This window comes from Streptococcus mitis, from assembly GCF_001579045.1.
Taxonomy (GTDB): domain Bacteria; phylum Bacillota; class Bacilli; order Lactobacillales; family Streptococcaceae; genus Streptococcus; species Streptococcus mitis_D.
The window spans coordinates 79,223-106,092 of record NZ_KQ970262.1 but is presented as its reverse complement, the minus strand read 5'-3'; the positions used below and the strand labels follow the sequence as shown (position 1 = coordinate 106,092).

The following is a 26,870-nucleotide window of genomic DNA, read 5'->3' as shown; positions in this document are numbered from 1 at the left end:
AAAATCTGACTACATCTTGTAATCAGATTTTATCAATTCTAGTTCATTTCTTTAAAGGCTGCTTCTGCATCCGCATTGCTGATAGCACCAAATTGAATCTTCCCAATCTTTCCTTGGCTATCAATTAAATATTCTGTAGGAATGCTTCGAATTTGATAAGCTTGGAAGGTGGTTGCTTTGGTATCATAAAGCACTGGGATATCCTTATAACCTTGATCTTGGAACCATTGGGGGAATTGCTCAACAGTTTTTTCACCTTGAATTCCTGGTGCAATGACACTAAGAATTTCGAAATCGCGATCTGGTTTCGCCGCTAGTTCCATCAACTCAGGCATACTTTTCTTACATGGACCACACCATGAAGCCCAAAACTTCAAATAGACTTTTTTACCCTTATAATCAGATAACTTAACTTCTTTACCATCCATGGATTGTAAGGTGAAGTCTGGAGCTTCTTTTCCAACAGCGATTTGTTGTACAGTCGTTTCTTGTTTTGGCTGTTGTGGGGCTTGAGTTTTTTTAGTCTCTTCCTCACCACAGGCCATCAATACAACTATTGACAAGAGGCTTAAGGCAGCAAACATTACTTTTTTCATTTGTTCTCCTTTATTCAAAAATTCCAGCTAGAACATTTACTTGTCCCAGTATTAACAAAATTCCCATTAAAATAATGAGCAAACCACCAATTTTCTTCAGTAGCATCATATGACGCTTGATTTTACTAAAATATGGCATGACTACTCCTGATGCTAGCGCCAAAACCAAGAAAGGAATGGCCATCCCCAGAGTGTAAATAAGAGTATAGATCGCTCCTTGCCAAGCACCATTGCCCCCAGAAGCCGCAAGCGCTAAAACAGAACTTAAAACTGGACCGATACATGGCGTCCAACCGAAGCTAAAGGTAAGACCGAGTAAAAAGGCAGACCAATAACGATTGGCTGCTGATTTTTTGAAAGTAAAGCTTTTTTGAACCTCTAATTTCTTAAAATGAAAAATTTCCATCTGGTGAAGGCCCAAAATAATGATAATCGTACCCATGGTATAGCGAAACCAATTTGCATAGAGAATATGACCAAAGTAACCAGCACCAAAGCCTAGAATAAAGAAAATGAGAGAAATACCTGCGATAAAGCAAAGTGTTCGAATCAAACCCGACCAGAGAACCTTTCTCCCATACAAGGAAAAACTTTTTGCACTTTCCTGATCATCCAATAAAATTCCAGTATAAACAGGTAATAGAGGAAAAATACAAGGAGAAAAAAAGGATAAAACACCTGCTAGAAAAACGGAGATTGAAAATACTAGCGTTTCCAATAAAGAACCAACTTTCTTAAGATTTCTAATCCTATTTTACTATATTCAATTTTATTTGTAAGCTTTCTGCTACACAAATTGAATTATCCTGTATTTGAAAGAGCCTTATTTTTCACGAATGACTTCGACCTTGTAGCCATCAGGGTCTTTGACAAAGTAATAGTTAGGTGCAGTTCCTGGTAAACCATTTGGCTCAGTAACTTCATAGCCTTTGGCACTATGCTCTTGATGAAGCGCCTCAAGATCAGGTGTACTTAGGGCGATATGGGCAAATCCATCTCCAACCACATAAGGACCATGATCATAGTTATAAGTCAACTCCAACTCATAGTCGTCACCCTCAAGACCTAGATAGACAATCGTGAAGGCATGGTCTGGAAAATCTCTACGACGCAATTCTTTAAAAGCAAAAGCATCTTGATAAAATGCGATTGATTTTTCAAGATTTTCTACTCGTAAGCAAGTGTGTAGCATTTTTGAAGCCATATTTTTCTCCTTTATTTTTAAAAAGACTGGGACAATCCTGTTCCAGTCTTATCTGTTATTATTTACCAAGTTTTGCTTTAGCTGCATCTGCAAGAGCTGTGAAAGCTGCTGCATCGTTAACAGCCAAGTCAGCAAGCATTTTACGGTTAACTTCGATCTCAGCCAATTTCAAACCATGCATCAATTGTGAGTATGAAAGTCCGTTCATACGAGCTGCCGCGTTGATACGAGTGATCCACAATTTGCGGAAGTCACGTTTTTTCTGACGACGGTCACGGTATGCATAGTAGTAAGAGTTCATTACTTGTTCTTTTGCAGTACGGAACAAGATGTGTTTAGCTCCATAGTAACCTTTTGCTAATTTAAGAATACGTTTACGACGTTTGCGTGATACAACGCCACCTTTAACACGTGCCATGTTTTATTTCCTCCAAATATTTCCTAGAATTGTTTACTTACAGTCAAGCTATTATTTCAAGCGAGTAAGCATTGCTTTGATACGTTTGTAATCTCCTGAATGCACCATAGATGCTTTACGAAGATGACGACGTTGTTTCTTAGTTTTTCCGTGGAAACGGTGAGAAGTGTAAGCACGGAAACGTTTAAGTCCACCAGAACTTGTACGTTTGAAACGTTTAGCTGATGCGCGGTGTGTTTTTTGTTTTGGCATGATTTTTTCTCCTTTATTTAACTTTCTGACAATTATTTTTTGTCAGTCGCTGGCGCCAATTGCATGAACATTTGACGTCCATCCATTTTAGCACGTTGTTCGATGATGGCAATATCTTGAGTTGCTTCAGCAAACTCGGCTAAAACTTTTGCACCAATCTCTTTATGGGTAATCATACGACCCTTAAAGCGAATAGATACCTTAACTTTATTTCCTTTTTCAAGGAATTTGCGTGCATTGCGAAGTTTTGTATCAAAGTCACCCTTGTCAATCGTTGGACTTAGACGAACTTCTTTCACAGTAACAACACTTTGTTTTTTACGTTGTTCTTTTTGCTTCTTCTGGTACTCAAATTTGAACTTACCGTAGTCCATAATTTTTGCAACAGGTGGTTTGGCTTGGGGTTGAATCAATACTAGGTCAACATTAGCGTTATCAGCCAAAGCTTGCGCTTCACTGAGTGGCTTGATGCCTAGCTGTTCTCCTTCAAGACCAATCAAGCGAACTTCACGTACACGAATCTCATCATTGATGAATAAGTCTTGCTTTGCTATGGTTTTCACCTCTTTTGTTTTATTAGAGAAAAACAATAGCGGACTCGTAAATATACAAGCCCGCACGTTATGATAGCGTTTCTTAGAAACTTTTCATCCGTAGGGCCAGGCAACTTAATGTCACAAGGCGAGAAGCTCTCACTTCTGCTTTTCTCAACTTTTATATGATACCAAGTTTTCTAGCTCTTGTCAAGATAAAAAGTTATTTTTTTGAAAAGTTTGTGTTTATATTTTGACTTGGTTTTCGAATCAAAAAGAGAGAATCAAGTTGATTCCCTCTCTATGTTAGTTTTTACTTGTTTTCCGTATAGGAATGCTAGAATCTATTAAAAACTTCCCTTTTACGTGAACTTCCCCATCTTTCGATAAATAGGATCCCCACTAACAAAAGGATAATCAAGCAAGGAAGTAAGACTAGCCCCATACCCCAATTCAGATTGACATTATCAATTTGCTTAGGTAATCTTCCAGACAAAATCTCCACTGAGCGCAAGTAAGTAAAGGGAATCAGATGTGCAATCCTTTGAAGAGGCTGAATTGTTTGGATTCCAAACAATAAGCCAACAATCCCAATGAGTGAAAGAAAAAGGACAGGCATTTTTTGCTTGAAAAAGTAAGCAATCAAGTACACTACTTCCACAATGACGATAAAGGATAAGAAAGCTAAGAACAAGCCAGGAAATAACACATCTTGTATCTTTCCAATAGTTACCTCTTGATTCACTAAGCTATAAATCGGGTAGGGATAATCTAACTGTCCAAAACCACTTATCAGACTTCCCACTAGAAAAGAAAATCCGCTGATTCCGATAAACAGCACAGTTACATAGCCCACTCCAACTCCAAGGGAGGACATGGCAAATGCCACTTTTGAAAAAGGATATAATTGAGCTGTATCCAGATGATTTTGATATCTTTCTGCAAATAGTTGCGTTAGCATAAAAATAATAGCAACCACAAGCAAGCTTGGGATGATAACCTCTAAAATCCAGACAATCTGATCAATACCGTGGGTCGGATAAACTAAATTGTGCGCTTTTATGTTCAAGGGATACAGGGCTTGGTAAATCTTTCGTTGGCGGTCAACCGCCATTTTAAAGTCAGAGCTAGCAGTCGGTTCATTTGACATAACTTCATAATTCTTCTCTTCATCCTGCCACTGCAAATAGTAGGCTTCTTTCCAGCGTCCTTCTTTTAACAAAGCCAGAATTTCTTTCTTTTGAGTCAAAAGATTTTTTTGCGATTCTAAATTAATTTTAGCAATCTGGTATTCCTCCGAGTTGGTATCAGATATTTGGGAGAGATTCTCTTCATATTCATTGATGACTCTCTCATCTTTTACAAGACGGGTTTCCAACTCGCTCTCCAAGCTGACGGAGTTTGCAGTCTGACTATTAAAATAAAAGGTAACACCGAGTCCAGATACAAATAAAGCTAAGATAATCCAGTTTAAGCGACTTTTGAAAACTTTTTTTAATAAAAATAGACTAACATCTTTCATAAACTAAACCTCTTCTATCTGCCCCTGATGAATGGTTACTACTCTATCGCAGACATCAACCAACTCTTCCTTATAGTGGGAACTTAAAAGAACCAGCTGTTCTTGTCCATCGATTTGTGCTAGCCTATCAAAAAACTTCTGTCGATAATACTCATCTAAGCCATTTGTAATCTCATCCATAAGCCAGCATTTCGCCTGACTGAGGAAATACATGGCAATGACCAAGCGTTGCTTCATGCCTAAGGAATACTTGCGAATGGGAAGGCTGATATAGTCAGACATTTCCCAATAGGCAATTTCATCCCCCAAGTTCATCCCTGACTTCCAGATGTTTTTGATAAGACGAAGGTAGTCCATCCCACTTAAGTTTCCATCCAGCCATTCAATACTCTCATAATAAAACAAAGAAGGAGAGACTGCGATATTTCCGCTACTTATAGGAATTAAATTGCTAATGGCACGGAACAGTGTCGTCTTTCCAGAGCCATTTATAGCAAGAATACCATAAATCCTACCCTTTTCAAATGTAAAATCAACATCTTGTAAGATGACTTGTCGCGTTTTTAAGGTCACATGAGTAAGCTGCAACATATCTAGCCCTCCTTTTTATCACTCTTGAAAGATTAACAACCACCGTTGTAATAATTTATGTCTCTAAAAAATCGTAATTTCAACCACCATCAATGTTATACTCATATATATATTATAATGATACTGTGATAGTTCGTACTATATTCTCAAACAGTATTCCAATCATACCGATAAATTTTAAGGACGCTCACAGCAGATACACTGGACTGAAAAAGACCAACAATCAAAAATTAACTAATTAAACGACTTTTGAAAATTTTTAATGGTTTCATTGCATTTATATAATCGATATTGTAAACACTTTCATTGTATCGTATTTATCATTATTATGCAACAAATTTTCAGTTTATTTTAATATTCTATAACATTTTTCTTCCTAACGAACACTTTCGATTTTCCAACTATTCCACCCTTTAAAGCGTATAGCTCCATGCTGGTCAGTTCGATAAACTTTGCTATTGATACCTTGCAGTCGTGTCAAGGTTTCCTGATGGGGGAGTTTCGTTCGATTGCTCTTTCCAACTGAGATAAGAGTAAGCTCTGGTTTGAGTTTTTCTAGAAAGGCTGAACTTGATGATTTTTTAGAGCCATGTTGACCAGCTTTCAAAACATCCACCTCTAGGTCTGAATAGTGCTTCAGCAAATCCTTCTCTCCTTTCTCCTCCAAATTTCCTGTGAAAAGAAAATATTTATCCAAAAGTTTCCCATACAGAACCAAGGAATCTTCATGCCCTCCATCTCCAATTTTCCTTGGATATAGGACTTCTAACTGACTTCCGAAAATTGGCAAATTCTCTCCCACTATCACACTACGCACTTTAGTTTGAGTCGCCTGTAGTTCTGCTACAAATTCCTTCTGTTTCAGACTACCTTTTGACACTAAAATTTCGCCTACATGGAATGCCTTGCTAACCTCCAACAAATCTCCAATATGTTCCTTGTCCGTGTTGGTCAAAATCAGCTGGTTAATCTTGCTCACTCCTCGACTTTTAAGATAGGGTATCAAGCTTCTCTGGGCATTGCTGGTCGTCGCCTTTTCTTGCCATTTTTCGATTTTCTTATCAGATTCTGCCTTGCCACCAACATCTATAAGAATGGTTTTCCCAGTTACATCCCTTAGGAAAATACTTTCCCCTTGCCCAACATCCAGCATGGTAATTTCATTTTCCAGTGGATGCTTGGTCAAGAAAAAGAGCCCTGTAATCAACAAGCTCAATACTGCTAGCCTTTTAATGTTTTTCCTCAAATCATAAACTAAAGCCAAAGAAATTAACAATAAAATTAAAAGCCACGCATTAGGTTGTCCAAAGACAAGCGGTCTACTTGCCACCTGTGATACAAAGCGAATCATTCCCTCCAACCACTCAAAAAGAAAATTAAGCTGAATGACTGGATAGAGAAAGGAAAGGGCAAATAAAATAGACAAGAGCGGTAAGAAGACCAAGTCAAATAGAAAGGAAAAGACAAAGGTCAAAAGGATGGACCAAGGTTGAAATTCCGCAAAATAGAAGGACAGAATGGGCAGTATTCCCAAGGAAATGACTAGACTTTCTCTAGCAACAGCCTTAAGCCCCTCCTCTTCTTTGCTGGTCATAGTCAAGATAAAAGCATAAGCACATGACAAAACTCCTCCTGCTGTCAAGAAAAAGTTGGGCATGATAATAAAGAGGACAAGAACCGTCAAGGCAAAATTATCCAAGCCCTTAACACCATGTTGAGCCAGTAACTTTTGCAAGAGACTGCGAATGACTGATGCTGAAAATCCTGTTAGCCCTGAATAAATAAGAGAAAAAGGATAAATCAGCCATTTCAACTTTTCTTGGGTCAAGCCCAATCGCAAGAGAAGTTTCTTAAATCCATCCATGAAAAAACCTACCTGCATGCCTGATAAGGCAAATAGGTGGATAATTCCTAGACTAGAATAAAGCTCATTCATCTCCTCAAAGTCTGTATCCAGATGTCCTAATAGAAGCCCCGTCATGTAATTGCGCATAGGGTCTGGAAATTGTGTCTTAATCCAAACTACAGCCTTACGGCGTAAACTGGACAGGTTTTCACCTATATCCCAACTACCAACCTTTTGAAGTGACTTGATTTTTTTGATATTGAGAGTCTGGTAAATTCCCTGAGTCTTCAGATAGGCTTGGTAGTCAAAGCCACCAAAATTTCTCTGCCCTTCTGGCTCCGAAAGTTTTCCTTCAAGTTCTATCTCATGAAGGTTTGTTAAGGCTTGAAATTGCTCTTTCTCCTCCTCGGACTGGAGTTTATAATAAACTTGAAAAATGCGTCCATCAGACTTGCCACGAAAGGATAGACTGTCACCATTGACCTTAATAGTGTCTGGTAAAATCCGTACCCTTTCAACAGAATCCGCCAAATTTTGACTCGCTTGACTCTGTTGCCAAGTTTGAAACAGAAACCAGAAGGCAAAGATTCCGCAAATAACTAGAACTTTTCCAGCAAGTTTCCAAGGAAATTGGAAAAAGAGACAGACTAGCAGAAAAACGAAACCCAACAGCGCTAGATAGGACGCTGAGAAAATAGCGTAGTAAAGCCAAAGCAACAGAAAACTCAGGTAAATTAGGGGAAGGGGGAAATTCTTAATCCACTGTAACATAATCTTTTAGCTTTTCTATGGTCTTGGCACCAATGCCAGAGACTTTCTTGAGTTCATCAACCGACTTGAATTTCCCATTTGATTCACGATGGTCGATAATGTCCTGAGCTCGTTTTCCTCCCAGTCCCTTGACCTGTTTAAGCTCTTCCAGACTGGCCTTGTTAATATTTACCTTCTTTTCCTTGCTTGTTGAAGAAGCCGTCCCCGAAGCAGTCTGCTGACTAGCTACTTCTTCTCCCTTAGTTGGGACGTAAACCAGAGCCTCATCACTAACTTTCTGAGCTAGATTGAGCGACTTGCTGTCTGCTTGCTCATTCAATCCACCAGCTTTCTGAACAGCATCATTGACCCGACTACCTACTGGCAAGTCATAAATCCCTGGCGATTTGACAGCACCTTTGACATCTACTGTGATCAAATCTTGTTCAAGGGGTTCGTCCTTCTCTTCCTTTTTTATTTCCTTTTCGGATAATGAATCCTTAGAAACAGCTGCAACTTCTACCTGTAAATTCGTTTCTTTGACAGGTGTTTGTGGAGCTGGTTTTAGTAGGAAAAATCCACCAACAAGCAAGCCCAGACCAGTACAGATGACAATGATTTTATACTCTTTGATTTTCTCGATAATTGCTTCCATATTTTCTCCTCTCTTAGATTATTCGTAAGAGGAAGAAAAAAACAGTCGAAAAATTTCTTTTCAACTGCTTATTTATTTGCAAAATAGTCTTCCTTGGTCAAGACATAATGAACTCTTGTAACGATTCGGCCTTCTTCATGCTGGTCCATACAAGCATATGGTTCTGCATGAGAAAAACGCATGCCTGATTTCTCCATGACCTTTCCAGATGCAGGATTGTCCTTATCGTGTAAAGCAACTAACTTATTCATTCCTATCTTCTCAAAAGCTAGCTCAATTACGGCACGATTGGCTTCTGTCGTTAATCCTTGATTCCAATACTATTTATTGATAATGTAGCCAATAGCTGCCTTCTTAAGAACAGAATCAATCTTGTGCAAGTCAATGGTTCCAATAAATTTGCCATTGCATTTCAGTTCTATTCCCCAGCGTCCTAAGGGATTGACCAAGTAGAACTGGGCAATATTATTTTTGGTTTCTTCCAAGCTTTGATTGGTTGGAAAAGTGTAACGTGTATTATCCTTATCCGAGGCATACTCAAACATAGCTTCCGCATCATCCAAGGTTACAGGTCTAAGCAATAAACGCTCTGTCTCGACTATGGGATACTGAGCTAGTTTTAAAAAGATTGATTCCATATATTTCTTCCACTTGAAACCTTTCTAATCTAATACAAGGATATTGAATAAAACATTTAAAAGCAAACTTATAGTAGATTGAAATAAGATATAAACAAATCAATCAGGAAAGTCAAATTAATTTCTAGAAATGTTTTAACAGTCACAACGTACTATTCTAGCTTCAATCTACTATAGAGTTAGCATTGAGATAACTTTAAGTACAAAAGAACTATCCTTCAGATAGAGGTTGAGGATCTAATTCTTCACTCTCTTCTTTTTTAACCGGTGCTGGTTCATAAGCTCGGATAATCTGAGCGACAACTGGATGGCGAACCACATCCTTGGCTGAAAAATGAACAAAGTCAATCTGGTGAATGTTCTTGAGCTTTTCTTGGGCATCAATCAAACCGGACTTGACGTTACGCGGAAGGTCAATCTGACTGATATCTCCATTGACAATCATCTTAGAATTAAAACCTAAACGCGTCAAAAACATCTTCATCTGCATAATGGTCGTATTTTGAGCCTCATCGAGAATGACAAAGGCATCATCCAAGGTTCGTCCACGCATATAGGCAAGGGGCGCAATTTCAATAATTTCACGCTCCATGAGACGAGTCGTTTGGTCTTTTCCCAGAATCTGATACAAGGCATCATAAACAGGTCGAAGGTAAGGATCGACCTTTTCCTTTAGATCACCCGGAAGAAAACCTAGACTCTCTCCTGCTTCCACTGCTGGACGAGTTAGGATAATTCGCTTGACTTGCCCACGTTTAAGGGCAGTCACGGCCAAGGTCACTGCAAGGAAGGTCTTCCCTGTCCCTGCAGGTCCGATTCCAAAGGTCACATCATGCTGTTTGACACTGTCCACATAAAGTTTTTGACCTAAGGTTTTGACACGGATAGGCTTTCCTGTATTATCTTTGATGATTTCTTCTTCGTAAAGGGCGACAAACTTGTCAATTTCATCGTTTTTGACCATGCTAATCGCAGTCACCACATCTGGTGTACCGACAGTCATCCCACGGTTCACCAAGACCATGAGAGCTTGAATAACCTGACGAGCTTCCTCACAGGCAGTCTCTTCTCCCAAAACCTGCACAATCTCTGTACGGGCATGAATCACCACATCAAGCTCTTCTTCCATCAAACGAAGATGGCGTTCATTGGAACCAAAAAGATGAAATAAGTCATCTGGATGACTCAGTTGAATGTCTATTGAATGTTCCTTCAAATAAAGAACCTCTCTAATTCTTTTATTTCTTTTTATTATAGCAAAGGGCTAGAGAAATTACTAGCCCAAACTCAGTGAATCATGCTAGTGTTCTATGTATTCTTGCCAGATAGCGTCAAAGTCTCCTAAGTTGAAAGAGAAACTGGCATGCTCCTCTAAAAAGCGACTCACCTCATCAAAATCATCTGTGTGTTTTGGAAAGGCTGACTCTTCAAAAGCTAGGTCTGCCAAGATTGCTTTGGGACTGTTACTTTTAGGATTGCGCTCGGTCATGAGCCAAGTGTAAAATGATTTTCTCATAAATCTCCCTAAATCAACTCTGTCCCAAACTGGTCTTGCTTGATTTTACCAGCCTTCATAAGACCACCTAAAGCTTTCTTGAACTGACCTTTAGAAATGCCAAAGGTTGCCTTGATATCCTCAGGGGATGACTTGTCATTCAAGGTCATGAAACCGCCATTACTTTCCAAGTAAGTCAAAATCATCTGGGCATCATTTTCCAACATTTCAAAAGAACGTGGTTTGAGGGAGAGATTCAAGGTACGGTCCACTTCACGGAAACCAATGACACGCGCATCTAAGACTTGACCCAAACGTGGCTCTGCATAACGCTCGCTAGGATGAATAAAGCCAAGCATGTTGTTTTCTGGCAGATAAACAAAAGTTCCTGACAGCTTGAGGCGGTAAACAATGGCTGGCCAGTTTTGGTTCTGCATGTTGTTGTAGGCAGGACGAGCCAGACGTTGGAAGTCTTCTTGATAGGCCAATAGTCCCCAGATACGGTCTTTCTTGTCCACTTCAAGACGGATGTAGAGTTGGTCGCCCTTCTTAGGCCAGAGTTCCTTGAGCTCAGGGAGAATATCGAGTGACACAACGATTTCCTTGTCAGGAAGGCCTGTATCCACAAAGACACCCAAGTCCTTGCGCACTTCTGTGACACGACCCCAACCAAATTGATCCTGAGTGGCGGTCACTTCTAGAGTGGTCAGGCGGAGTTTTTGCTTCATATCCGTGTAGGCAAAACCTTTAACCGTATCCCCTACTGTATGTTGACCTTCTTCCTTGGCAAGCGCATAGGTCTGGCCATCCTTTTGTACAAAGTAAAAACGGTCATTTTCATCGATAATCAGTCCAACGATAAAACTTGCAAGATTTGTATTCATATTTCCTTCTTTCGAATAAAACTCAGCCAGCAATGCCAACTGAGTTTTTCTGTTTATTTTTAGACTTCCAAGAGTTCTTTCTCTTTGTTGGCAGTCATGTCATCGATGTGTTTAACAGCATCGTCTGTTACTTTTTGAATATCTTTTTCAAGAGTCTTCAATTCGTCTTCAGTGATTTCTTTTGCTTTTTCTTGTTTCTTAGCTTCATCCATAGCATCACGACGGATATTGCGGACAGCCACTTTAGCATTCTCACCGACCTTCTTCACTTCTTTAGCAAGATCACGACGAGTTTCTTCTGTAAGAGCTGGGATAACCAAGCGAATCACAGAACCATCGTTAGCTGGTGTGATACCAAGATCAGAAGCGTTCAAGGCACGTTCGATGTCTTTCAATGAAGACTTGTCAAATGGTGTTACCAACAAAACACGCGCTTCTGGAATCGTAATTGAAGCGATTTGGTTAAGAGGTGTTTCTACTCCATAGTATTCTACATGTACACGGTCAAGCAAGCTTGCATTGGCACGGCCAGCACGGATACCACCAAATTCACGAGCAAGTGAGTGGTGAGACTGGGTCATTCTCTCTTTAGCTTTTTCAATAATTGCGTTAGCCATAATCTTTCTTATTCCTTTTCTTCAATATTATTTGAAACAGTTGTTCCGATATTTTCACCAAATACGACACGTTTGATGTTGCCTGGTTGGTTCATGTTGAAGACAACCAAGTCAATGTCGTTGTCCATTGAGAGGGTTGAAGCTGTTGAGTCCATGATACGAAGACCTTTATTGATAACGTCACGGTGGGTCAATTCTTCAAACTTAACGGCTGTCTTGTCTTTCTTAGGATCGGCATTGTAAACACCGTCAACACCATTTTTAGCCATAAGGATAGCATCCGCTTCGATTTCAGCTGCACGAAGAGCCGCTGTGGTATCTGTTGAGAAGTAAGGTGAACCAATTCCAGCACCAAAGATAACGATACGGCCTTTTTCAAGGTGACGAAGGGCACGTCCACGGACATAAGGCTCTGCCACTTGTTGCATAGCAATAGCTGTTTGCACACGTGTATCAACCCCAACTTGTTGTAATGAATCTGCCATCACAAGAGCATTCATAACAGTCCCAAGCATTCCTGTGTAATCTGCCTGAACGCGGTCCATACCTGCTTCTGCTGCAGGTTCTCCACGCCAGAGATTTCCTCCACCGATAACAAGGGCAATTTCGATACCTAAGCTATGAACTTCTTCAATCTCTTTTGCGATTGTTTGAACTGTTTGGATATCAATCCCTACGCCTCGTTCACCGGCAAGGGCTTCACCTGATAACTTGATTAAAATACGTTTATACTTGGGATTCGCCATTTTCACTCTCCTTCTTTTATCCTACCTATTTTATCACAATTTCTAAGATTTTTATAGTATCATGAGCAATTCTTTGAAAAAAATTAGACTGTTAAAAATTCCTCTAAGTCAGCAAGGGCACGCTCTGCAATTTTTTCATAACGAGCCTTCTTGTCACGGATACGCTCGCCTTCCAACTCCTTGATGATCCCAAAATTGACATTCATCGGTTGAAAATGTTTGCTGTCAGCATGGGTGATATAATGAGCTAAGCTTCCGATAGCCGTCGTCTCTGGGAAAATAGCTTGACTTTCTCCCTTGAAAAGACGAGCCGCGTTAATTCCCGCAACTAATCCTGATGCTGCGGACTCTACATAGCCTTCCACACCCGTCATCTGACCAGCAAAGAAGAGATTTGGTTGTTTCTTAGAACGGTAGGTCTGCTCCAGAAGATTTGGTGAATCCATGTAAGAATTGCGGTGCATGACACCATAACGAACAAACTCCGCATTTTCAAGACCTGGAATCATTTGGAAGACACGTTTCTGTTCTCCCCATTTGAGGTGGGTCTGGAAACCGACGATATTATAGAGGCTACCAGCTGCATTGTCCTGACGAAGTTGCACAACCGCATAAGGTGTTTTAAATTCTCCATCACGAGGTCCTGTGTAGTCGTCTGGATACTCAAGACCGACTGGTTTCATAGGGCCATAAAGCATGGTTTTAATACCTCGTTTGGCCATGACTTCGATAGGCATACAGCCTTCAAAGTACTTTTCTTTTTCAAAAGAATTGAGCGGTGCTTCTTCCGCATTAACCAAGGCTTCATGAAAATCCATAAACTCTTGCTTGGTCATGGGCGCATTGAGGTAGGCTGCTTCTCCCTTATCATAACGAGACTTGAGATAGACCTTGCTTATATCGATAGTGTTGACGTCGATAATAGGCGCTGCCGCATCGTAGAAATAGAAGCCATCGCCATCATTAAGGGCATGAATCTTTTCAGCCAGGGCATCACTTGTCAAAGGACCAGTAGCGATAACCGTAATAACATCTGTCGGCAATTCTGTAATTTCATCACGCACTACTTCGATTAAGGGATGATTGGCTACTTTTTCGGTCACCATTTGTGAGAAACCATCGCGGTCCACCGCAAGCGCACCACCTGCAGGAACACGGGTTGCTTCAGCAGATTCCAAGATAACTGAACCCAAGCGACGCATTTCTTCCTTGAGGAGCCCAACGGCATTTGTCAAAGCATCCCCACGTAGGGAATTGGAACAAACCAACTCAGCAAAATTGTCTGTTTTGTGCTGAGGTGTTGACTTGACACCACGCATTTCATAAAGTTTAACTGGAATACCACGCTCTGCAATTTGGTAGGCTGCTTCAGAACCTGCCAAACCAGCACCGATAACATTGATATAAGATTGAGACACGACACTAATACCTCTTTGGGAGTATGAAGTTAAGATTCACATTGAAAAAGCCAATCGGACTTACGAGCTTTCGAGTTTCTTGGCTCAGGCTGAAAAAGTCCACAGGACTTACTTCGCTTTCAAGTTTCTTGGCTCAGGCTGAAAAAGTCCACAGGACTTCCCTCGCTTTCGAATTTCCTGGCTCAGGCTGAAAAAGTCCCCCGGACTTTTTCACTCCCACAAATCTTTCTAATTTTTTCTTCTACTAGTATAACAAAAAAAGGGAAGAAGGCAAACTTCCCTGTTTAGTCATTTTCTTGATTTTCTTCCCAGTCGTGGTAGGCTGCGTACAGCTGGCTTTTATTCCACTGGTAAAACTTAGCTACTTCCTTAATGGCTTGATTTTTCTTCATACCTTGCTGGATACGAGCTTGGATTTCTAAGAACAAGTCCTCCTCATCTTTTTCCTCCACATCCTGACTGGCACCTTCAACAATGATAAGGCATTCTCCCTTGAGTGGCGTTTCAGCAATGCTTTCTAATAGCTCAGAAATGGTACCTCTTTGGTATTCTTCATAGATTTTGGTCAGTTCCCTGACCAAAACTACCGAGCGGTCACCGTAGACTGCTAGCATATTTTCCAATGTATCCGCCACACGATGGGGGGATTCATAGAAAATCTGTGTTTCAGGATAGTCTTTTTTGGCTTCAAAAAATTGCTTTTGCTGGCCAGACTTTCTAGGTAAGAAACCATAAAAGATATGCGGTTGCGGGGCCAAACCACTGGCAATCAAGGCAGAAATCCCTGCAGAGGCACCTGGAACTGTGACAACAGCAATATCTTCCTCAATCGCTGCTTTGACCAAATCATGCCCAGGGTCTGAGATGCTAGGCAGACCCGCATCAGAAACCTGAGCAATACTTTGCCCTGCTTTCAGGAAACCAATCAAATCAGGAATTTTTTCCTTAGCATTATGCTCATGAAAACTGATCTGCTTTGTCTGAATGTCGAAATGCTTGAGCAAAAGACCTGTATTGCGCGTATCCTCAGCTGCAATCCAGTCCACTTCTTTCAAGGTCTGAATAGCTCGAAATGTCATATCATCTAGATTGCCAATCGGCGTTGCTACTAGGTACAGCTTCCCGTAGGAAGACTGCCCCTTAAAACTTTTTTGAATCTGCATGCCTACTCCCTGTACAACAACTCGTCACAGAACATACATTCCTCATCCTGCTCTCGACGTTGTCCATAAAAATCATTACATACGTGAAATCCATCTTTATAAATTCGACGGACACTTTCACGAACATGCTTAGCCTTGACAGGAGCGTCTGCTTCCACCTCACCCAAGCGTTCGCGCAACTTACTATTTTCCAAACGAAGAGCTGTATTTTCTTCTACCAGGCTCTTGAGATTTTTCTTGATGGCTTCCACATCGGCCAAGGTCACTAATAACTGTTGGGAAAAATCATCCAGCGCGTCAAATAATTCTTTTTTGTCCATAAAACAGCCCTTTCCTTTCTTTATCATTCATTTTTGAGTTTATATTTCTTTCAAGACCAGATATTCCATGGCATTTTGAAAGCTGACATTAGCTTGCCACATTTTTCTAGCTTCTAACAAATCTTGTAGAATCACCCTTACTCTTGCTTGTAGGATATCTTGCCCACAGAGGACTTCAAGAATCCGTAAAACCTGATCTTGTTTTTCCTTTTCATCTGCCAAGCTAGCTAGTTTGGCAACTTGCAAATAACTTTCTTTTTTCTTAGCCACTAACCAAGTCAGCAGGCGTTCACTTTCATCAACCAAGGTCCAAAAACTTGCCTGATTGGCTAACTTTTCTGCTTCAGCTCGCGATTGACTAAACTGGGCTAAAAGAGTTGCTTTTTTCTTGACCAGACCTGCTTGTTCTAATTGATGGATGAGTTTTTCTTCTTGCTTTTTAAAGTGGAAAATCTGGGTTCGACTACGGATGGTCGGTAACATCTTTTCCTCATCGCTAGTCAAGAAGAAAATATAAACCTCACTCTGAGGTTCTTCGATGACCTTGAGCAGGGAATTAGCCGCGTTAGGATGCATTTTCTCAGCTTGCTCGATAATAAAAACCTGTTGTTGGTTTTCAATCCCTGCTTGGGAAAACTGCCCCACCAATTCTCGAATGCGTTCTGTCTTAATGACCTGATTGACTGGCTTAATCAAAGTGACATCGGGAAATTCTCCCTGTTCAATCAGCTTACAATTTCGGCATTTCTCACATGGTAAAACACCTACTTTATCTGTACAAAAGAGGCTCTTAGCCAAAAACTGCGCCATTTCCAAGCTTCCAAAAAAACCTGAAAAAAGATAGGCGTGATTGAGCTGGTCTTGCTCCAAGATACGGACAAAACGGTCAAACTGATCTGGCTGCCAAGCCTTTAGTTGATCTTGTTTCATTTGGCCAAGCCCATTCTGTCAATCAAGACAGCCTTGGTTGTTTCCACAACTTGCTCCAATGGAAGACTAGCATCAATCTTGACAATCCGATTTCCTTCTTTATTCAGAAGAGAAAGGTATCCTTGACGGACTTTTTTGTGCAAGTCCAACCCTTCCAAGTCCAGACGATTGACCTCGCGGTCACTATTAGCAGCAATGCGAGCTAGTCCTTCTTCCACCTCGATGTCAAAATAGAGTGTCAAATCAGGTTTAAGGCCATCTGTCGCAAACTGGTTAAGCCAGTCAATGGCGTCAATATCCAAGCCACGACCAAATCCCTGATATGCAACGGAACTATCGATAAAACGATCCATAATGACCAACTTGTCAGCTTCAAGGGCTGGAAGAACTTTTTCCACCAAATGCTGTCTGCGACTAGCAATATAGAGAAGGAGCTCTGTTTTAGCATCCATCTGAGTATGACTTGGATCCAAAATCACTTCACGAATCTTCTCCCCAATCAAGACTCCGCCAGGTTCACGGGTCGTCAGCACCTCTACTCCTTTTTCCTCTAAAATTGGTAGCAGAGCCTCTAAAACACTGGTCTTTCCTGCTCCCTCTGGTCCCTCAAGAGAGACTAAAAATCCTTTTGACATGTCTAACTCATTTCTTTTTTACTACTTCTATTCTATCAAAAAAATAGGAGTTTGTGACAATCTTTTTGTCTTCTCATTTCATACTCAATGAAAATCAAAGAGCAAACTAAGAAGCTTGCCGCAGGTTGCTCAAAACACTGTTTTGAGGTTGCAGATGGAAGCTGACGCAGTTTGAAGAGATTTTCGAAGAGTATCAACCACCATAAAAGAGGCAGACAAATCCACCTCTTATTTACCTAGTTCTTGTGTTCGTTTGTAGGCTTGACCAACTGCCTCCATGACCGTTCCTCGAAAAGCATGCGCTTCTAGGCTCGCTACACCAGCGATAGTCGAACCTCCTGGGCTGCAAACTTGGTCTTTCAAAACTCCAGGATGTTGCTGACTTTCAAGGACCAATTGCCCAGCTCCTACCACGGTTTGAGCTGCCATTTTCAGTGCTATTTCTCGTGGCAATCCAGTCTGAACACCTGCATCTGCCAAGGCCTCTATAAAAAGATAGACAAAGGCAGGCCCACAGCCTGCAAGACCTGTCGCCGCGTCGATTAAGCTTTCCCCAAGTTCAACCAAGAGGCCAGCCTTGGTTAAAAGCTGACAAAATAGCTCACTGTCCTCAGCCCTGCAATTAGAAGACAAGGCATAACTAATCACTCCTTGTCCGATAGAAGCAGGGGTATTGGGCATCATACGAATAATTCTGTGCTGACTTGGAAGAAGACTAGCGAGTTTTTCCAAGGTCAATCCAGCTGCCATCGAAATCAAAAGAAGACTCTCTCGTTTTTCAAGAATGGTCTGGTATTGAGAAAGCAGTTCAGAAAATTGAGCAGGCTTCACTCCTAGAAAAATCACATCTGCTTCTGCGAATATTTCTTCATTACTAGAAGCCTGACCACCAAAGTCTGCAATGAAAGCATCCACCTTAGCTTGACTACGATTGGCAAGGAGAATCTCATCTGACGGTCTAGCCTGCAAGACAGACTTGGCCAAGCTAGCACCCATATTCCCCAAACCGATAAATCCAATCTTCATCTCTTACTCCCTTATCTGTCCATCACCAGTGACCACATACTTGTAGCTGGTCAACTCTTTCAAGCCCATGGGACCACGCGCGTGCAGTTTCTGAGTAGAAATCCCCATTTCACAACCCAGACCAAATTGGCCACCATCTGTGAAACGAGTTGAGGCATTGACATAAACCGCTGCAGAGTCCACTTGATCTGTAAAGTAAGATGCAGCTTCAGCATTTTCAGTCACAATGGCATCCGAATGATGGGTACTGTGGGCTTCAATATGAGCAACCGCGTCTTCTAAACTGCTCACAACCTTAATAGCTAGGACATAGTCCAAAAACTCGGTATCAAAGTCTTGTGCTTCAGCTGCTTGGCCTGAAGCAAACTGACTTGCTTTCTCATCCAAGCGGAATTGAATTGGTTCCAACCCAGCTTCTTTTCGATCTGCAACCAGCACTTGCTCCAAGCGAGGAAGGAAGCTTGCTGCCTTATCTTCATGAACCAGCAGAACCTCCATGGCATTGCAGACAGAAGGACGACTGGTTTTAGCATTATTGATAATAGACAGTGCCTTATCCTCATCTGCATCCTTATCCACATAGACATGGACAATCCCAGTTCCTGTCTCGATAACAGGTACAATCGCATTCTCAACCACTGCATTGATCAAACCAGCTCCCCCACGAGGAATAAGAAGATCTAGATAGCCCTTGGCTTTCATCATGGCATAGCTACTTTCACGGCTGGTATCTTCCACCAGTTGAATCACATCTGGATGAATGGTAGTCGTCTCCAAGCCCTTTTTCAAGGCTGTGACAATAGCATGAGCTGTTTGATAGGCATCCTTACCACTACGAAGAACAACCGCATTTCCACTTTTGAGAGCCAAAGCAGCCGCATCAGACGTCACATTTGGACGGCTTTCATAGATAATGCCAATAACTCCCATGGCCACCCGTTTCTTTGTGATAAGCAAACCATTTTCAAGATGATTGGTTTCTAAAACTTCACCGATTGGATCTGGTAAAGCAACCACTTCACGAATCCCAGTTGCCATTGCTTCTATACGACCTGCATCCAAATAAAGACGATCCAGCATCACATCTGAGATTTTACCCTTAGCAGATTCCATATCAAGGGCATTGGCTGCTAAAATTTCCTCAGTAGCTGCTAATAAGTAATCAGCCATGGCTAGCAAGGCCTGGTTTTTCACCTCTTCACTAGCTGTGTTGATCGATTTTTTAACAGCCTGTACCTGTTCAAATTGTTCTTGTGTACTTACCATAGTTTACCTCTAAAATTCTGTAAAGAGTAGTTGGATTTCAGGCGTAATGGAAATCCAGTCATCACGGTGAATCAAGACACCCTTGGCTTTTTGAGAACGCAACATATCCTCCAAAGCAGATGCCCCAAATTGCACGCGCCCTTTTCCAAGTGATTTTCCACTTTCCTTGTCAAATACTGTCACAATATCACCGTAAGAAAAGGCACCTTCTGCTTCAACAACACCAGATAAAAGGAGACTCTTGCCATGTTGAGAGAGAGCTTCTGCAGCCCCTTTATCAACCCAAATAGAACCTTGACTCTGAGCATAAAAAGCCAGCCATTGTTTCTGGGTACGAAGTCCCTTCTCTTGCGCAACAAAGTAGGAACCATCCTCGGTTTCCTCAGCTGCTTCAATCATGGCATCTGCCTTCAAGGATGAGCAGATATAAACAGGAACTCCTGATTCCGTCGCAATAGTCGCTGCTTTGATTTTGGTTAACATGCCCCCAGTACCGTTTGAAGAACCTGCTCCACCGGCCATATCAATAATCTCACGATTGATGGTCTCGATTCGTTCCAAGCGTTTGGCTCTTGGGTCTGAATTAGGATTTCCAGTATAGAGACCGTCCACATCTGTCAAGAGAACCAAAAGATCTGCTTGAACCATGGCCGCTACCTGGGCACTTAGAGTGTCGTTGTCCCCGACCTTGAGCTCATCAATAACGACACTGTCATTCTCATTGATGATAGGAATCGCGCCACGGCTAAGTAGAACTGACAAAGCCTGATGAGCATTCTTATAGCGGCGCTTATCCACAAAATCATCCTGAGTCAGCAAGATTTGTGCAGAAACGATTTGGCGTAAGAGAAGATTGGTCGTGTATTCTTCCAACAAAAGCCCTTGCCCTACCGCTGCTGAAGCCTGCTTATCAGCAATCTTAGTCGGACGCTTTTTAAATCCTAAGGCCCCAAAACCAGCCGCAATGGCACCTGAAGACACCAAAATCAATTCATGACCAGCCTCGTGCAGCATAGCCAACTGCTGGGTAATAGCCTTTACCTTACTACATGATAAACTTCCATCCTCATTCGTCAGAGAAGAAGTCCCTACCTTAAAGACAATCCGTTTGTATTTCATAGTCTCACTCCGATTCTTCATATTTATCCATTATAACATGAATGGCAGGAAATAGAAAAGAGTTGATAGGAAAAAGAAGGCCCTAAAACCTTCTTTTTTACTACTGTTCTGATTCCGATTTATTTGTACTTGTCTCAGAGCTTTTTGAAGTTGAAGAAGTCAAATCTTGACTAGTTGAAGCGCTTGTAACACCTTCATTCTGTCTAATTTCTTTACTTTCAAGATCTTTTTTCACTACTTCTTTCGATTCTTTTATTTCTGAATGACTTGTAATTTTAATTGTAGCAGATTTTTCGACTGGAACATCCACTAACCAAGCACCACTTGAATCAACAGTATAGCCTTCTGGTGTCTTACCGTTCACAAGCAATTGACCATTTTCTTTCAAGAAGTACCATTTATCCTTGTCTTTAATCCAACCAACAGCTCGTGAACCATCTTCCTTGTAGAAATACCAAGCATTTGCCTTTTTAAGCCAACCTTGCTTCATAGCTCCTGAATCTTCTAGATAGTAATGATGACCAGCAACTTCTATCTCGCCTGTCTTCATGACACCAGTAGAATCCATATAGTACCAGGTTTCTTTATCTTTTACCCAACCCGTTTTCATTTCTCCTGATTGAGCAAAGTAATACCATTGCCCCTTATATTGAAGCCAGCCTGTCTTCATAGAGCCATCGTTTGATAAATAATAGGACTGACCTCCAGTATTTACCCAACCAATTTCCATCTGATTTTCTTTGTTGAAATAATACCAAATTCCATCAATTTTCTTCCAATTTTTAGCAGAAGCACCAGAGTCTGTCAAATAGAACCAATGATTGTTCCATTTTTTCCATTGATTCTGTAACAAGATACCCGTTTGGTTGAAGTAATACCATTCACCTTCGATTTCATTCCAACCGACAGCATACTCTCCTGTAGAATCAGGCGCTTGATACCACCAATTCCCATATGCACTCTTATGCCAACCAGCTTGAAAACTTGGAATCGGCTTGTAGGAAGTTGAAATATTGACAAAACCGTCTTGTCGAATCTCAAAAACTGTCGCATCATAGTCTTTGCTGGCTGCGTTGATTCTCTCAATTCCTCGTTCTTTGAGCCAATTAACATACTCACTATCAACACCATTTTTCCAAGGTAGACTATCCGAAGTTTGAACAATCAAACTCGGACTCAAATGTTTAATGAAATCCTTGGTATTTGATTTGTTGGTATCATGGTGATGATTAAACTTCATCAAATCAACTTTTCCAATGAGAGGACCATACTTGTCTTCTGCTCCATGAACATTATCTAAGTCGCCCCCAAGGTAAATTTTCTTACCATTGACTTTTACTACGCTAATCAAGGAATTAGAATTATCATCCCAAATTTTCTTTAATTCACCTGATGAATCTGTTTCATTTTCATAATTATAGAGTTGAATATCCATGTCCCCAAACTGAAAATGAGCATCTCCCTGTGTGATGTTTTGAATAACTGAAACACCTTTTTCGGCGGCAGTCTGTAAAACCTTATCGTAGCCATACAGATTATCCCATAGACGTTCAGAATTAGTAATACGACTATCACTATATTTTTTAAGATAGACTCGGTCAACTGGATAGGTAGACAGTAATTCATCAACATTTCCAATATGATCACTGTGGGTATGGGTCACCAAAATAAAATCAAGTTTTTGGACACCCAATTCCTTCAAACGACGAAAGACACGGTCTGTTAGAACATGCTTATAAGACGTTTCAATTCCTTCTCTCCATGGATAGCGAGAATCACTACCGTCTGGGAAGTCATAATCTTCTCCTGTATCCACCATGGCAAAATGTCCATTGCTTTCAAGAATAATCGCATCACTGCCACCTTCTTGAACATTGATAAAGTGGATTTTATTTTCTGAACTTTCTTGAGCTTGAACATTCCCATACCATGACAAACCTAAAAAAGTGCTTGCAAGTGCTAAACTAATCAATTTCTTTTTCATTATTGCTCTATTAGAATTCCTTTTTGATTAAAATAATATCTTTTTCCATCAATTTCGTTCCAACCGATAGAATAATTTCCTGTAGAATCTGGTGCTTGGTACCACCAATCGCCATTAGATTTCTGATGCCATCCCGAAACAAACGATGGTATTTTTTTATATTGTTTACTTATATCAACTATGCCATTTTGTCTAATATCAAAAACAGTTGCATCATATTCTGTACTAGCTGCATTTATTCGCTTTATCCCTAAACTATCTAACCATGCTATATATTCAGGGTTGTCTACAATAGGACTATCATAAAAACCTGGAACAGCATCACTTGTCTGCACTATGATTTCTGGAGATAGATTTAATATAAAGTTTTTTGTATTTGATTTTTCGGTATCCTTATGATGATTAAACTTCATCAAATCAACTTTTCCAATAAGAGGACCATACTTGTCTTCTGCTCCATGAACATTATCTAAGTCGCCCCCAAGGTAAATTTTCTTGCCATTGACTTTGACTACACTAATCAAGGAATTGGAATTATCGTCCCAAACAGGTTTAAGATTTCCATTCTCATCATATTCATTTTCATAATTATAGAGCTGAATATCCATGTCTCCCATTGTAAAACGGGATTCTTCATTTGAAATATCTTGAATCAATTTCACCCCATTACGATTTGCAGCTTTAATCGCATTATCATATCCGTAGAGATTATCCCACAAACGATTTTTATCAGTTATACGACTATCATCATATCTTTTCATATAAATACGATCAACAGGGTATTTATCTAATATTTCATCCATATTTCCAATATGGTCACTGTGGGTATGGGTCACCAAAATAAAATCAAGTTTTCGGACACCCAATTCCTTCAAATGACGGAATACTCTATCTGTCATTACATGCTTATAAGAAGTACCGATTCCTGGTCTCAAAGGATATTTAGGATTACTACCATCAGGAAAATCATAATCTTCTCCTACATCAATCATGGCAAAATGACCATTACTTTCCAAAATAATAGCATCACTTCCTGCAGTCAGTACATTAACAAAATGTATTTTATTACTGGAAAAGCCAAAATATTTTTCTAGCGTTAACCCATTATATATATATATATATATATATTATAATTAAGATTGCAGTTACCATAATTATACTGGACTTCTTTTTACACTTCATTCTTACTTCCTCAATCTCTCTAATGTTTCCTTAAAAATCTCTGGGATATCTGCTGTAAATTCCAAGGGATCACCTGTTCTCGGATGAGTAAACCCTAGAGTCTTGGCATGAAGAAATTGCCCATGCCCTTTCAAAGTCTTGCGTGGACCATAGACTTCATCACCAGCGACTGGATGACCAATATAAGCCATGTGAACACGGATTTGATGAGTGCGACCTGTCTCCAGTTGTAACTCCACTAAGCTATAATCGCCAAAGCGTTCCAAGACGTGGAAACGAGTTACCGCAGGCTTCCCTTTAGCAGTCACAGCCTGTTTCTTACGGTCCTTTTCACTACGGCCAATCGGTGCTTCAATCACACCGCGATCATTGGGCAAATTTCCATGAACAATCGCCCAATATTTGCGTAAAGACTTTTTATCCTTGAGCTCTTGGGCAAGTGCTAGATGCGCCTCATCATTTTTAGCAATCATAAGAAGACCTGACGTATCCTTATCAATACGGTGAACAATTCCCGGACGCAAAACCCCATTGATACCAGACAAGTCCTTAATATGATACATAAGGGCATTTACTAGGGTTCCACTAGTATGACCAGCACTCGGATGCACAACCATCCCCTGAGGTTTGTTAACGACGGCCACGTCCTCATCTTGGTAGATGATGTCTAGCGGAAGATTCTCAGCCACATACTCTAAAACCTCTGGTTCTGGCACATGGTAAGTGACGACATCGCCCTCTTGGACTGTGTATTTAGCTTTCTTGACTTGACCATTGACCAAGACCTGACCTGATTTGATTTGTTCATTCGCGAGACTGCGTGATAATTCTGTCAAATCCGACAAAGCCTTATCCAAACGCAGGCCACCAGTTTCAATTTTAATTTCCATTTATTTCCTCTTTTAACATTGCAATCAATAAAATAATCACTCCAACAGTCAGATAGCTATCTGCCACATTGAAAATTGCAAAATTGATAAAGTCAAGGTGGATCATATCCACAACAAAACCCTGACTCACCCTGTCAATAAAATTTCCAAGACCACCTGCGATAATCAAGGTCAAACCCAAGACCATCCAGAGTGAGTCCTCCATGTGCTTATGTAGATACCAAATGGCACCTACCACGACGACCAGAGTAATGATAGCAAATAACAACTGCTGATCTTGTAAGATAGAAAAGGCTGCCCCTCGATTTTGCAGGTAGGTCAAGCTAACGAAATTGGGAATCCAGGAGCGCACTTCACCCAGTGGAATCTGTTGGACGATATAGGATTTAACTAACTGATCCAGCGCAATCAAAAGCAGTACAATGACTGCCACTATTCCTCTTTTTTTCATGATTTCCTCTTCTGATCAAAATATTCTTGCACGACTTCTACGAAAAGAGTTCCAGCCTGACTCAGCTCCACTTCTTCACGTTTAACATAGACCATGCGATTATCTAGGTTATCCTTGAGACGAATAACTGTGATGCCATTAACACTGTCACTATCTAAAAATCCAGACCCTGTCGCATAGGCGTCCGTCCGCTCTAAAATACCATTCAAGGTAGCACGGTCTGTCACATTAAACATCTGTGAGCTCGCGCTGGTATCGACAAAATTCTCTGAATAATAAAGGTACTCGTCTTTCTCTTGAGTAAAACGAACTGTCGGTAGATCCGCTAAATCCTCCATGACCAATTCCTCTTTCTGAGCTAAAGGATGACCCTCTCGAAGATAAATGTGGGTATGGAAGGGAATCAATTCAATGACCTCTAGACCTAGCTTTTCAACCCGCTGCATAATCCCCTTTTTATTTTGATTGTTGAGGTAGATAATCCCAATCTCACTATGCCCTTGAGCAACTTCGTCTAAGATTTGAACAGTAGTTGATTCAAAAATACGAAAGTTCTTATAGTCAGGATAGCGCTCTGAAAAAGCCGTAATCGTCGGTGGCAAGAAGTCATAGTGCTGACTGGCAATGGAAAATTCATCTTTTTCTTCTTCAGGATTGGCATACTGATTTTGAAAAACATCAAATCCTTTAACCAATTCTTGCGCTTTTTCATAAAATTCCATACCACGACGAGTCAAGAAAGTCCCTGAGCTGGTCCGACGAAAAATCTTAAAGCCCAATTCCTTTTCCAAATCACGAACAGAAATAGACAGACTCGGCTGACTAACATACATCTTTTCAGCAGCTTCACGGAAAGTACCACTATTTGCAATAGCCACAACATAGCGTAATTGTTGAATGTTCATCTTCTACCCCCAACTTCTTTATCTTTTCATTATACCATATTTTAGAAGTTTTCCAAAAAGGAAAAAAGTATGGAAATTTTCAAGACTCAATGAAGACTCTAACATCCCAATCCAAGAATTAGAATAATGTCTTTTTTCAGTCCTTATCTGATTTCAATCAAATAAAAACAGCAAATCTTTTTGATTTACCGTTTAAAACATAATACAAGAAAACTCTCTAAACATTTCTTGAATTCTATAAATCAACTAGAAAAAGTCTCTTCAATCCTATTAGCTATATCTGGATTTACTTCCCAGATACCAGCATAAGGTTGCTCAATATACTGTCTTTTCTTCTTAGTATATAGATAGACTACACTATCCTTTTCTTCATTCTGATGATAAAACTTGATAATGATGTAATCTTTAACATTTGTCGGTTGATCATTTACACTCTCCAAAGAGGTAGATTTTGACTGTTTCTGTATCTCCTTAATCAATTTTGAGATTTCTTCTCTCTTGTTGATAGTTTTAACATCTTCAGAGAGTTTTTTCTGCAGAGAAATTACAGAAATACTTTCAGGTTCAGGAAGAATAAGTTTTTTCTTACTAACGCAAGCAGATAGAACAAGAAATGAGATTGAACAGACTATTATGGTGATAAGATGTTTCATACAAGTTTACATCCTTTCATTCTTCTTACTTTTTCTCTGAGATACAATTATAGTATCAAACCTTAGCAATTTTTACAATATCTTATTCCCTTATAACATTCATTAATGTAAAAGTTTTATATTTTGCTATTTTATATTTGTAAAATAAAAGATAAAGTAGCCGATAAATTCGCTTCGTACA

Annotated in this window: 28 protein-coding genes, 3 pseudogenes and 1 other annotated feature; of the genes and pseudogenes, 1 reads left to right on the top strand and 30 read right to left on the bottom strand. The window is 40.3% G+C overall.

Annotated elements, in window-relative coordinates; genetic code table 11:
- Positions 1–38 precede the first annotated feature (38 nt).
- The 29 genes and pseudogenes from sdbB to SMIDD28_RS03325 all read right to left on the bottom strand — a co-directional run bounded on the left by sdbB (position 39) and on the right by SMIDD28_RS03325 (position 26,036).
- Positions 39–596 carry a thiol-disulfide oxidoreductase-associated lipoprotein SdbB gene (sdbB, locus tag SMIDD28_RS03470; RefSeq protein WP_061424736.1) on the bottom strand — a complete coding sequence of 186 codons (558 nt, stop codon included), beginning with the start codon at positions 594–596 and terminating at the stop codon, positions 39–41.
- 10 nt (positions 597–606) lie between these two features.
- On the bottom strand, positions 607–1,314 hold the full coding sequence (ccdA2, locus tag SMIDD28_RS03465) for a thiol-disulfide oxidoreductase-associated membrane protein CcdA2 (protein ID WP_061424734.1): 708 nt from the start codon (positions 1,312–1,314) through the stop codon (positions 607–609).
- A 105-nt stretch (positions 1,315–1,419) separates the two neighbouring features.
- Positions 1,420–1,800, bottom strand: coding sequence for a lactoylglutathione lyase (locus SMIDD28_RS03460; protein WP_061424732.1), 381 nt, complete (start codon positions 1,798–1,800; stop codon positions 1,420–1,422).
- A gap of 58 nt (positions 1,801–1,858) precedes the next feature.
- Positions 1,859–2,218 carry a 50S ribosomal protein L20 gene (gene rplT, locus SMIDD28_RS03455; RefSeq protein WP_000124834.1) on the bottom strand — a complete coding sequence of 120 codons (360 nt, stop codon included), beginning with the start codon at positions 2,216–2,218 and terminating at the stop codon, positions 1,859–1,861.
- Positions 2,219–2,269: 51 nt separating this feature from the next.
- Complete coding sequence (rpmI, locus tag SMIDD28_RS03450) at positions 2,270–2,470, bottom strand: 50S ribosomal protein L35 (RefSeq protein WP_061424731.1); 201 nt, start codon at positions 2,468–2,470, stop codon at positions 2,270–2,272.
- 32 nt (positions 2,471–2,502) lie between these two features.
- On the bottom strand, positions 2,503–3,033 hold the full coding sequence (gene infC, locus SMIDD28_RS03445; RefSeq protein WP_000848180.1) for a translation initiation factor IF-3: 531 nt from the start codon (positions 3,031–3,033) through the stop codon (positions 2,503–2,505).
- 15 nt (positions 3,034–3,048) lie between these two features.
- Positions 3,049–3,180 (bottom strand) — a sequence feature (ribosomal protein L20 leader region).
- A 160-nt stretch (positions 3,181–3,340) separates the two neighbouring features.
- Positions 3,341–4,525, bottom strand: coding sequence for a hypothetical protein (locus tag SMIDD28_RS03440; protein ID WP_061424729.1), 1,185 nt, complete (start codon positions 4,523–4,525; stop codon positions 3,341–3,343).
- A gap of 3 nt (positions 4,526–4,528) precedes the next feature.
- The gene (locus tag SMIDD28_RS03435; protein WP_061424727.1) at positions 4,529–5,116 is read right to left on the bottom strand and encodes an ATP-binding cassette domain-containing protein; all 588 of its coding nucleotides are present in this window, start codon (positions 5,114–5,116) and stop codon (positions 4,529–4,531) included.
- Between the two features lie 376 nt (positions 5,117–5,492).
- Entirely contained in the window at positions 5,493–7,733 is a 2,241-nt protein-coding gene (locus SMIDD28_RS03425) for a DNA internalization-related competence protein ComEC/Rec2 (protein ID WP_061424725.1), read from the bottom strand.
- Positions 7,717–8,367, bottom strand: a complete 651-nt coding sequence (locus tag SMIDD28_RS03420; protein WP_061424723.1) for a helix-hairpin-helix domain-containing protein — start codon at positions 8,365–8,367, stop codon at positions 7,717–7,719. Before SMIDD28_RS03420 ends, SMIDD28_RS03425 begins: the two co-directional genes overlap by 17 nt.
- Before the next feature lie 68 nt (positions 8,368–8,435).
- Positions 8,436–9,005, bottom strand: a pseudogene (locus SMIDD28_RS03415) (GNAT family N-acetyltransferase).
- Between the two features lie 211 nt (positions 9,006–9,216).
- Positions 9,217–10,221, bottom strand: coding sequence for a PhoH family protein (locus SMIDD28_RS03410; protein WP_050252902.1), 1,005 nt, complete (start codon positions 10,219–10,221; stop codon positions 9,217–9,219).
- 84 nt (positions 10,222–10,305) lie between these two features.
- On the bottom strand, positions 10,306–10,521 hold the full coding sequence (locus SMIDD28_RS03405) for a YozE family protein (protein ID WP_001232083.1): 216 nt from the start codon (positions 10,519–10,521) through the stop codon (positions 10,306–10,308).
- Between the two features lie 8 nt (positions 10,522–10,529).
- Positions 10,530–11,384 carry an RNA-binding virulence regulatory protein CvfB gene (gene cvfB, locus SMIDD28_RS03400; RefSeq protein ID WP_049511759.1) on the bottom strand — a complete coding sequence of 285 codons (855 nt, stop codon included), beginning with the start codon at positions 11,382–11,384 and terminating at the stop codon, positions 10,530–10,532.
- A gap of 59 nt (positions 11,385–11,443) precedes the next feature.
- Positions 11,444–12,001 (bottom strand): ribosome recycling factor, encoded by a 558-nt coding sequence (gene frr, locus SMIDD28_RS03395; RefSeq protein ID WP_033684986.1) that lies wholly within the window; start codon positions 11,999–12,001, stop codon positions 11,444–11,446.
- Between the two features lie 8 nt (positions 12,002–12,009).
- Positions 12,010–12,747, bottom strand: a complete 738-nt coding sequence (gene pyrH, locus SMIDD28_RS03390; RefSeq protein ID WP_031222472.1) for a UMP kinase — start codon at positions 12,745–12,747, stop codon at positions 12,010–12,012.
- A gap of 83 nt (positions 12,748–12,830) precedes the next feature.
- Positions 12,831–14,165: a methylenetetrahydrofolate--tRNA-(uracil(54)-C(5))-methyltransferase (FADH(2)-oxidizing) TrmFO gene (gene trmFO / locus SMIDD28_RS03385; RefSeq protein WP_061424721.1), complete on the bottom strand. Its 1,335-nt coding sequence runs from the start codon at positions 14,163–14,165 to the stop codon at positions 12,831–12,833.
- Positions 14,166–14,449: 284 nt separating this feature from the next.
- The gene (gene rsmI / locus SMIDD28_RS03380) at positions 14,450–15,328 is read right to left on the bottom strand and encodes a 16S rRNA (cytidine(1402)-2'-O)-methyltransferase (protein ID WP_061424720.1); all 879 of its coding nucleotides are present in this window, start codon (positions 15,326–15,328) and stop codon (positions 14,450–14,452) included.
- Positions 15,329–15,330: 2 nt separating this feature from the next.
- Positions 15,331–15,648 (bottom strand): DNA replication initiation control protein YabA, encoded by a 318-nt coding sequence (gene yabA / locus SMIDD28_RS03375; RefSeq protein ID WP_000358227.1) that lies wholly within the window; start codon positions 15,646–15,648, stop codon positions 15,331–15,333.
- Positions 15,649–15,687: 39 nt separating this feature from the next.
- Positions 15,688–16,578 carry a DNA polymerase III subunit delta' gene (locus SMIDD28_RS03370; RefSeq protein ID WP_061424718.1) on the bottom strand — a complete coding sequence of 297 codons (891 nt, stop codon included), beginning with the start codon at positions 16,576–16,578 and terminating at the stop codon, positions 15,688–15,690.
- On the bottom strand, positions 16,575–17,213 hold the full coding sequence (gene tmk / locus SMIDD28_RS03365) for a dTMP kinase (RefSeq protein WP_061424716.1): 639 nt from the start codon (positions 17,211–17,213) through the stop codon (positions 16,575–16,577). Before tmk ends, SMIDD28_RS03370 begins: the two co-directional genes overlap by 4 nt.
- Positions 17,214–17,441: 228 nt before the next feature.
- Entirely contained in the window at positions 17,442–18,239 is a 798-nt protein-coding gene (proC, locus tag SMIDD28_RS03360) for a pyrroline-5-carboxylate reductase (RefSeq protein ID WP_061424715.1), read from the bottom strand.
- A gap of 3 nt (positions 18,240–18,242) precedes the next feature.
- Positions 18,243–19,505: a glutamate-5-semialdehyde dehydrogenase gene (locus tag SMIDD28_RS03355; protein ID WP_061424714.1), complete on the bottom strand. Its 1,263-nt coding sequence runs from the start codon at positions 19,503–19,505 to the stop codon at positions 18,243–18,245.
- A gap of 9 nt (positions 19,506–19,514) precedes the next feature.
- The gene (gene proB, locus SMIDD28_RS03350) at positions 19,515–20,624 is read right to left on the bottom strand and encodes a glutamate 5-kinase (protein WP_061424713.1); all 1,110 of its coding nucleotides are present in this window, start codon (positions 20,622–20,624) and stop codon (positions 19,515–19,517) included.
- Positions 20,625–20,724: 100 nt separating this feature from the next.
- Positions 20,725–22,608, bottom strand: coding sequence for a phosphorylcholine esterase CbpE (cbpE, locus tag SMIDD28_RS03345; RefSeq protein WP_061424712.1), 1,884 nt, complete (start codon positions 22,606–22,608; stop codon positions 20,725–20,727).
- A 5-nt stretch (positions 22,609–22,613) separates the two neighbouring features.
- Positions 22,614–23,681 (bottom strand): annotated as a pseudogene (locus SMIDD28_RS03340) (MBL fold metallo-hydrolase); the annotation flags it as partial.
- A gap of 111 nt (positions 23,682–23,792) precedes the next feature.
- Positions 23,793–24,680, bottom strand: a complete 888-nt coding sequence (locus SMIDD28_RS03335) for an RluA family pseudouridine synthase (RefSeq protein ID WP_061424710.1) — start codon at positions 24,678–24,680, stop codon at positions 23,793–23,795.
- A complete protein-coding gene (gene lspA / locus SMIDD28_RS03330; protein ID WP_061424708.1) occupies positions 24,670–25,131 on the bottom strand; it encodes a signal peptidase II in 462 nt (153 codons plus the stop codon). The genes SMIDD28_RS03335 and lspA overlap by 11 nt, the downstream gene beginning before the upstream one ends.
- Positions 25,128–26,036, bottom strand: a complete 909-nt coding sequence (locus tag SMIDD28_RS03325; protein ID WP_061424706.1) for a LysR family transcriptional regulator — start codon at positions 26,034–26,036, stop codon at positions 25,128–25,130. Before SMIDD28_RS03325 ends, lspA begins: the two co-directional genes overlap by 4 nt.
- Here SMIDD28_RS03325 and SMIDD28_RS12080 point away from each other — a divergent pair.
- Positions 26,029–26,103, top strand: a pseudogene (locus SMIDD28_RS12080) (AraC family transcriptional regulator); the annotation flags it as partial. The gene SMIDD28_RS03325 and the pseudogene SMIDD28_RS12080 overlap by 8 nt on opposite strands.
- Positions 26,104–26,278: 175 nt before the next feature.
- Here the strand turns inward: SMIDD28_RS12080 and SMIDD28_RS03320 are convergent.
- The gene (locus SMIDD28_RS03320) at positions 26,279–26,689 is read right to left on the bottom strand and encodes a DUF5301 domain-containing protein (RefSeq protein ID WP_061424705.1); all 411 of its coding nucleotides are present in this window, start codon (positions 26,687–26,689) and stop codon (positions 26,279–26,281) included.
- Positions 26,690–26,870: the final 181 nt, after the last annotated feature.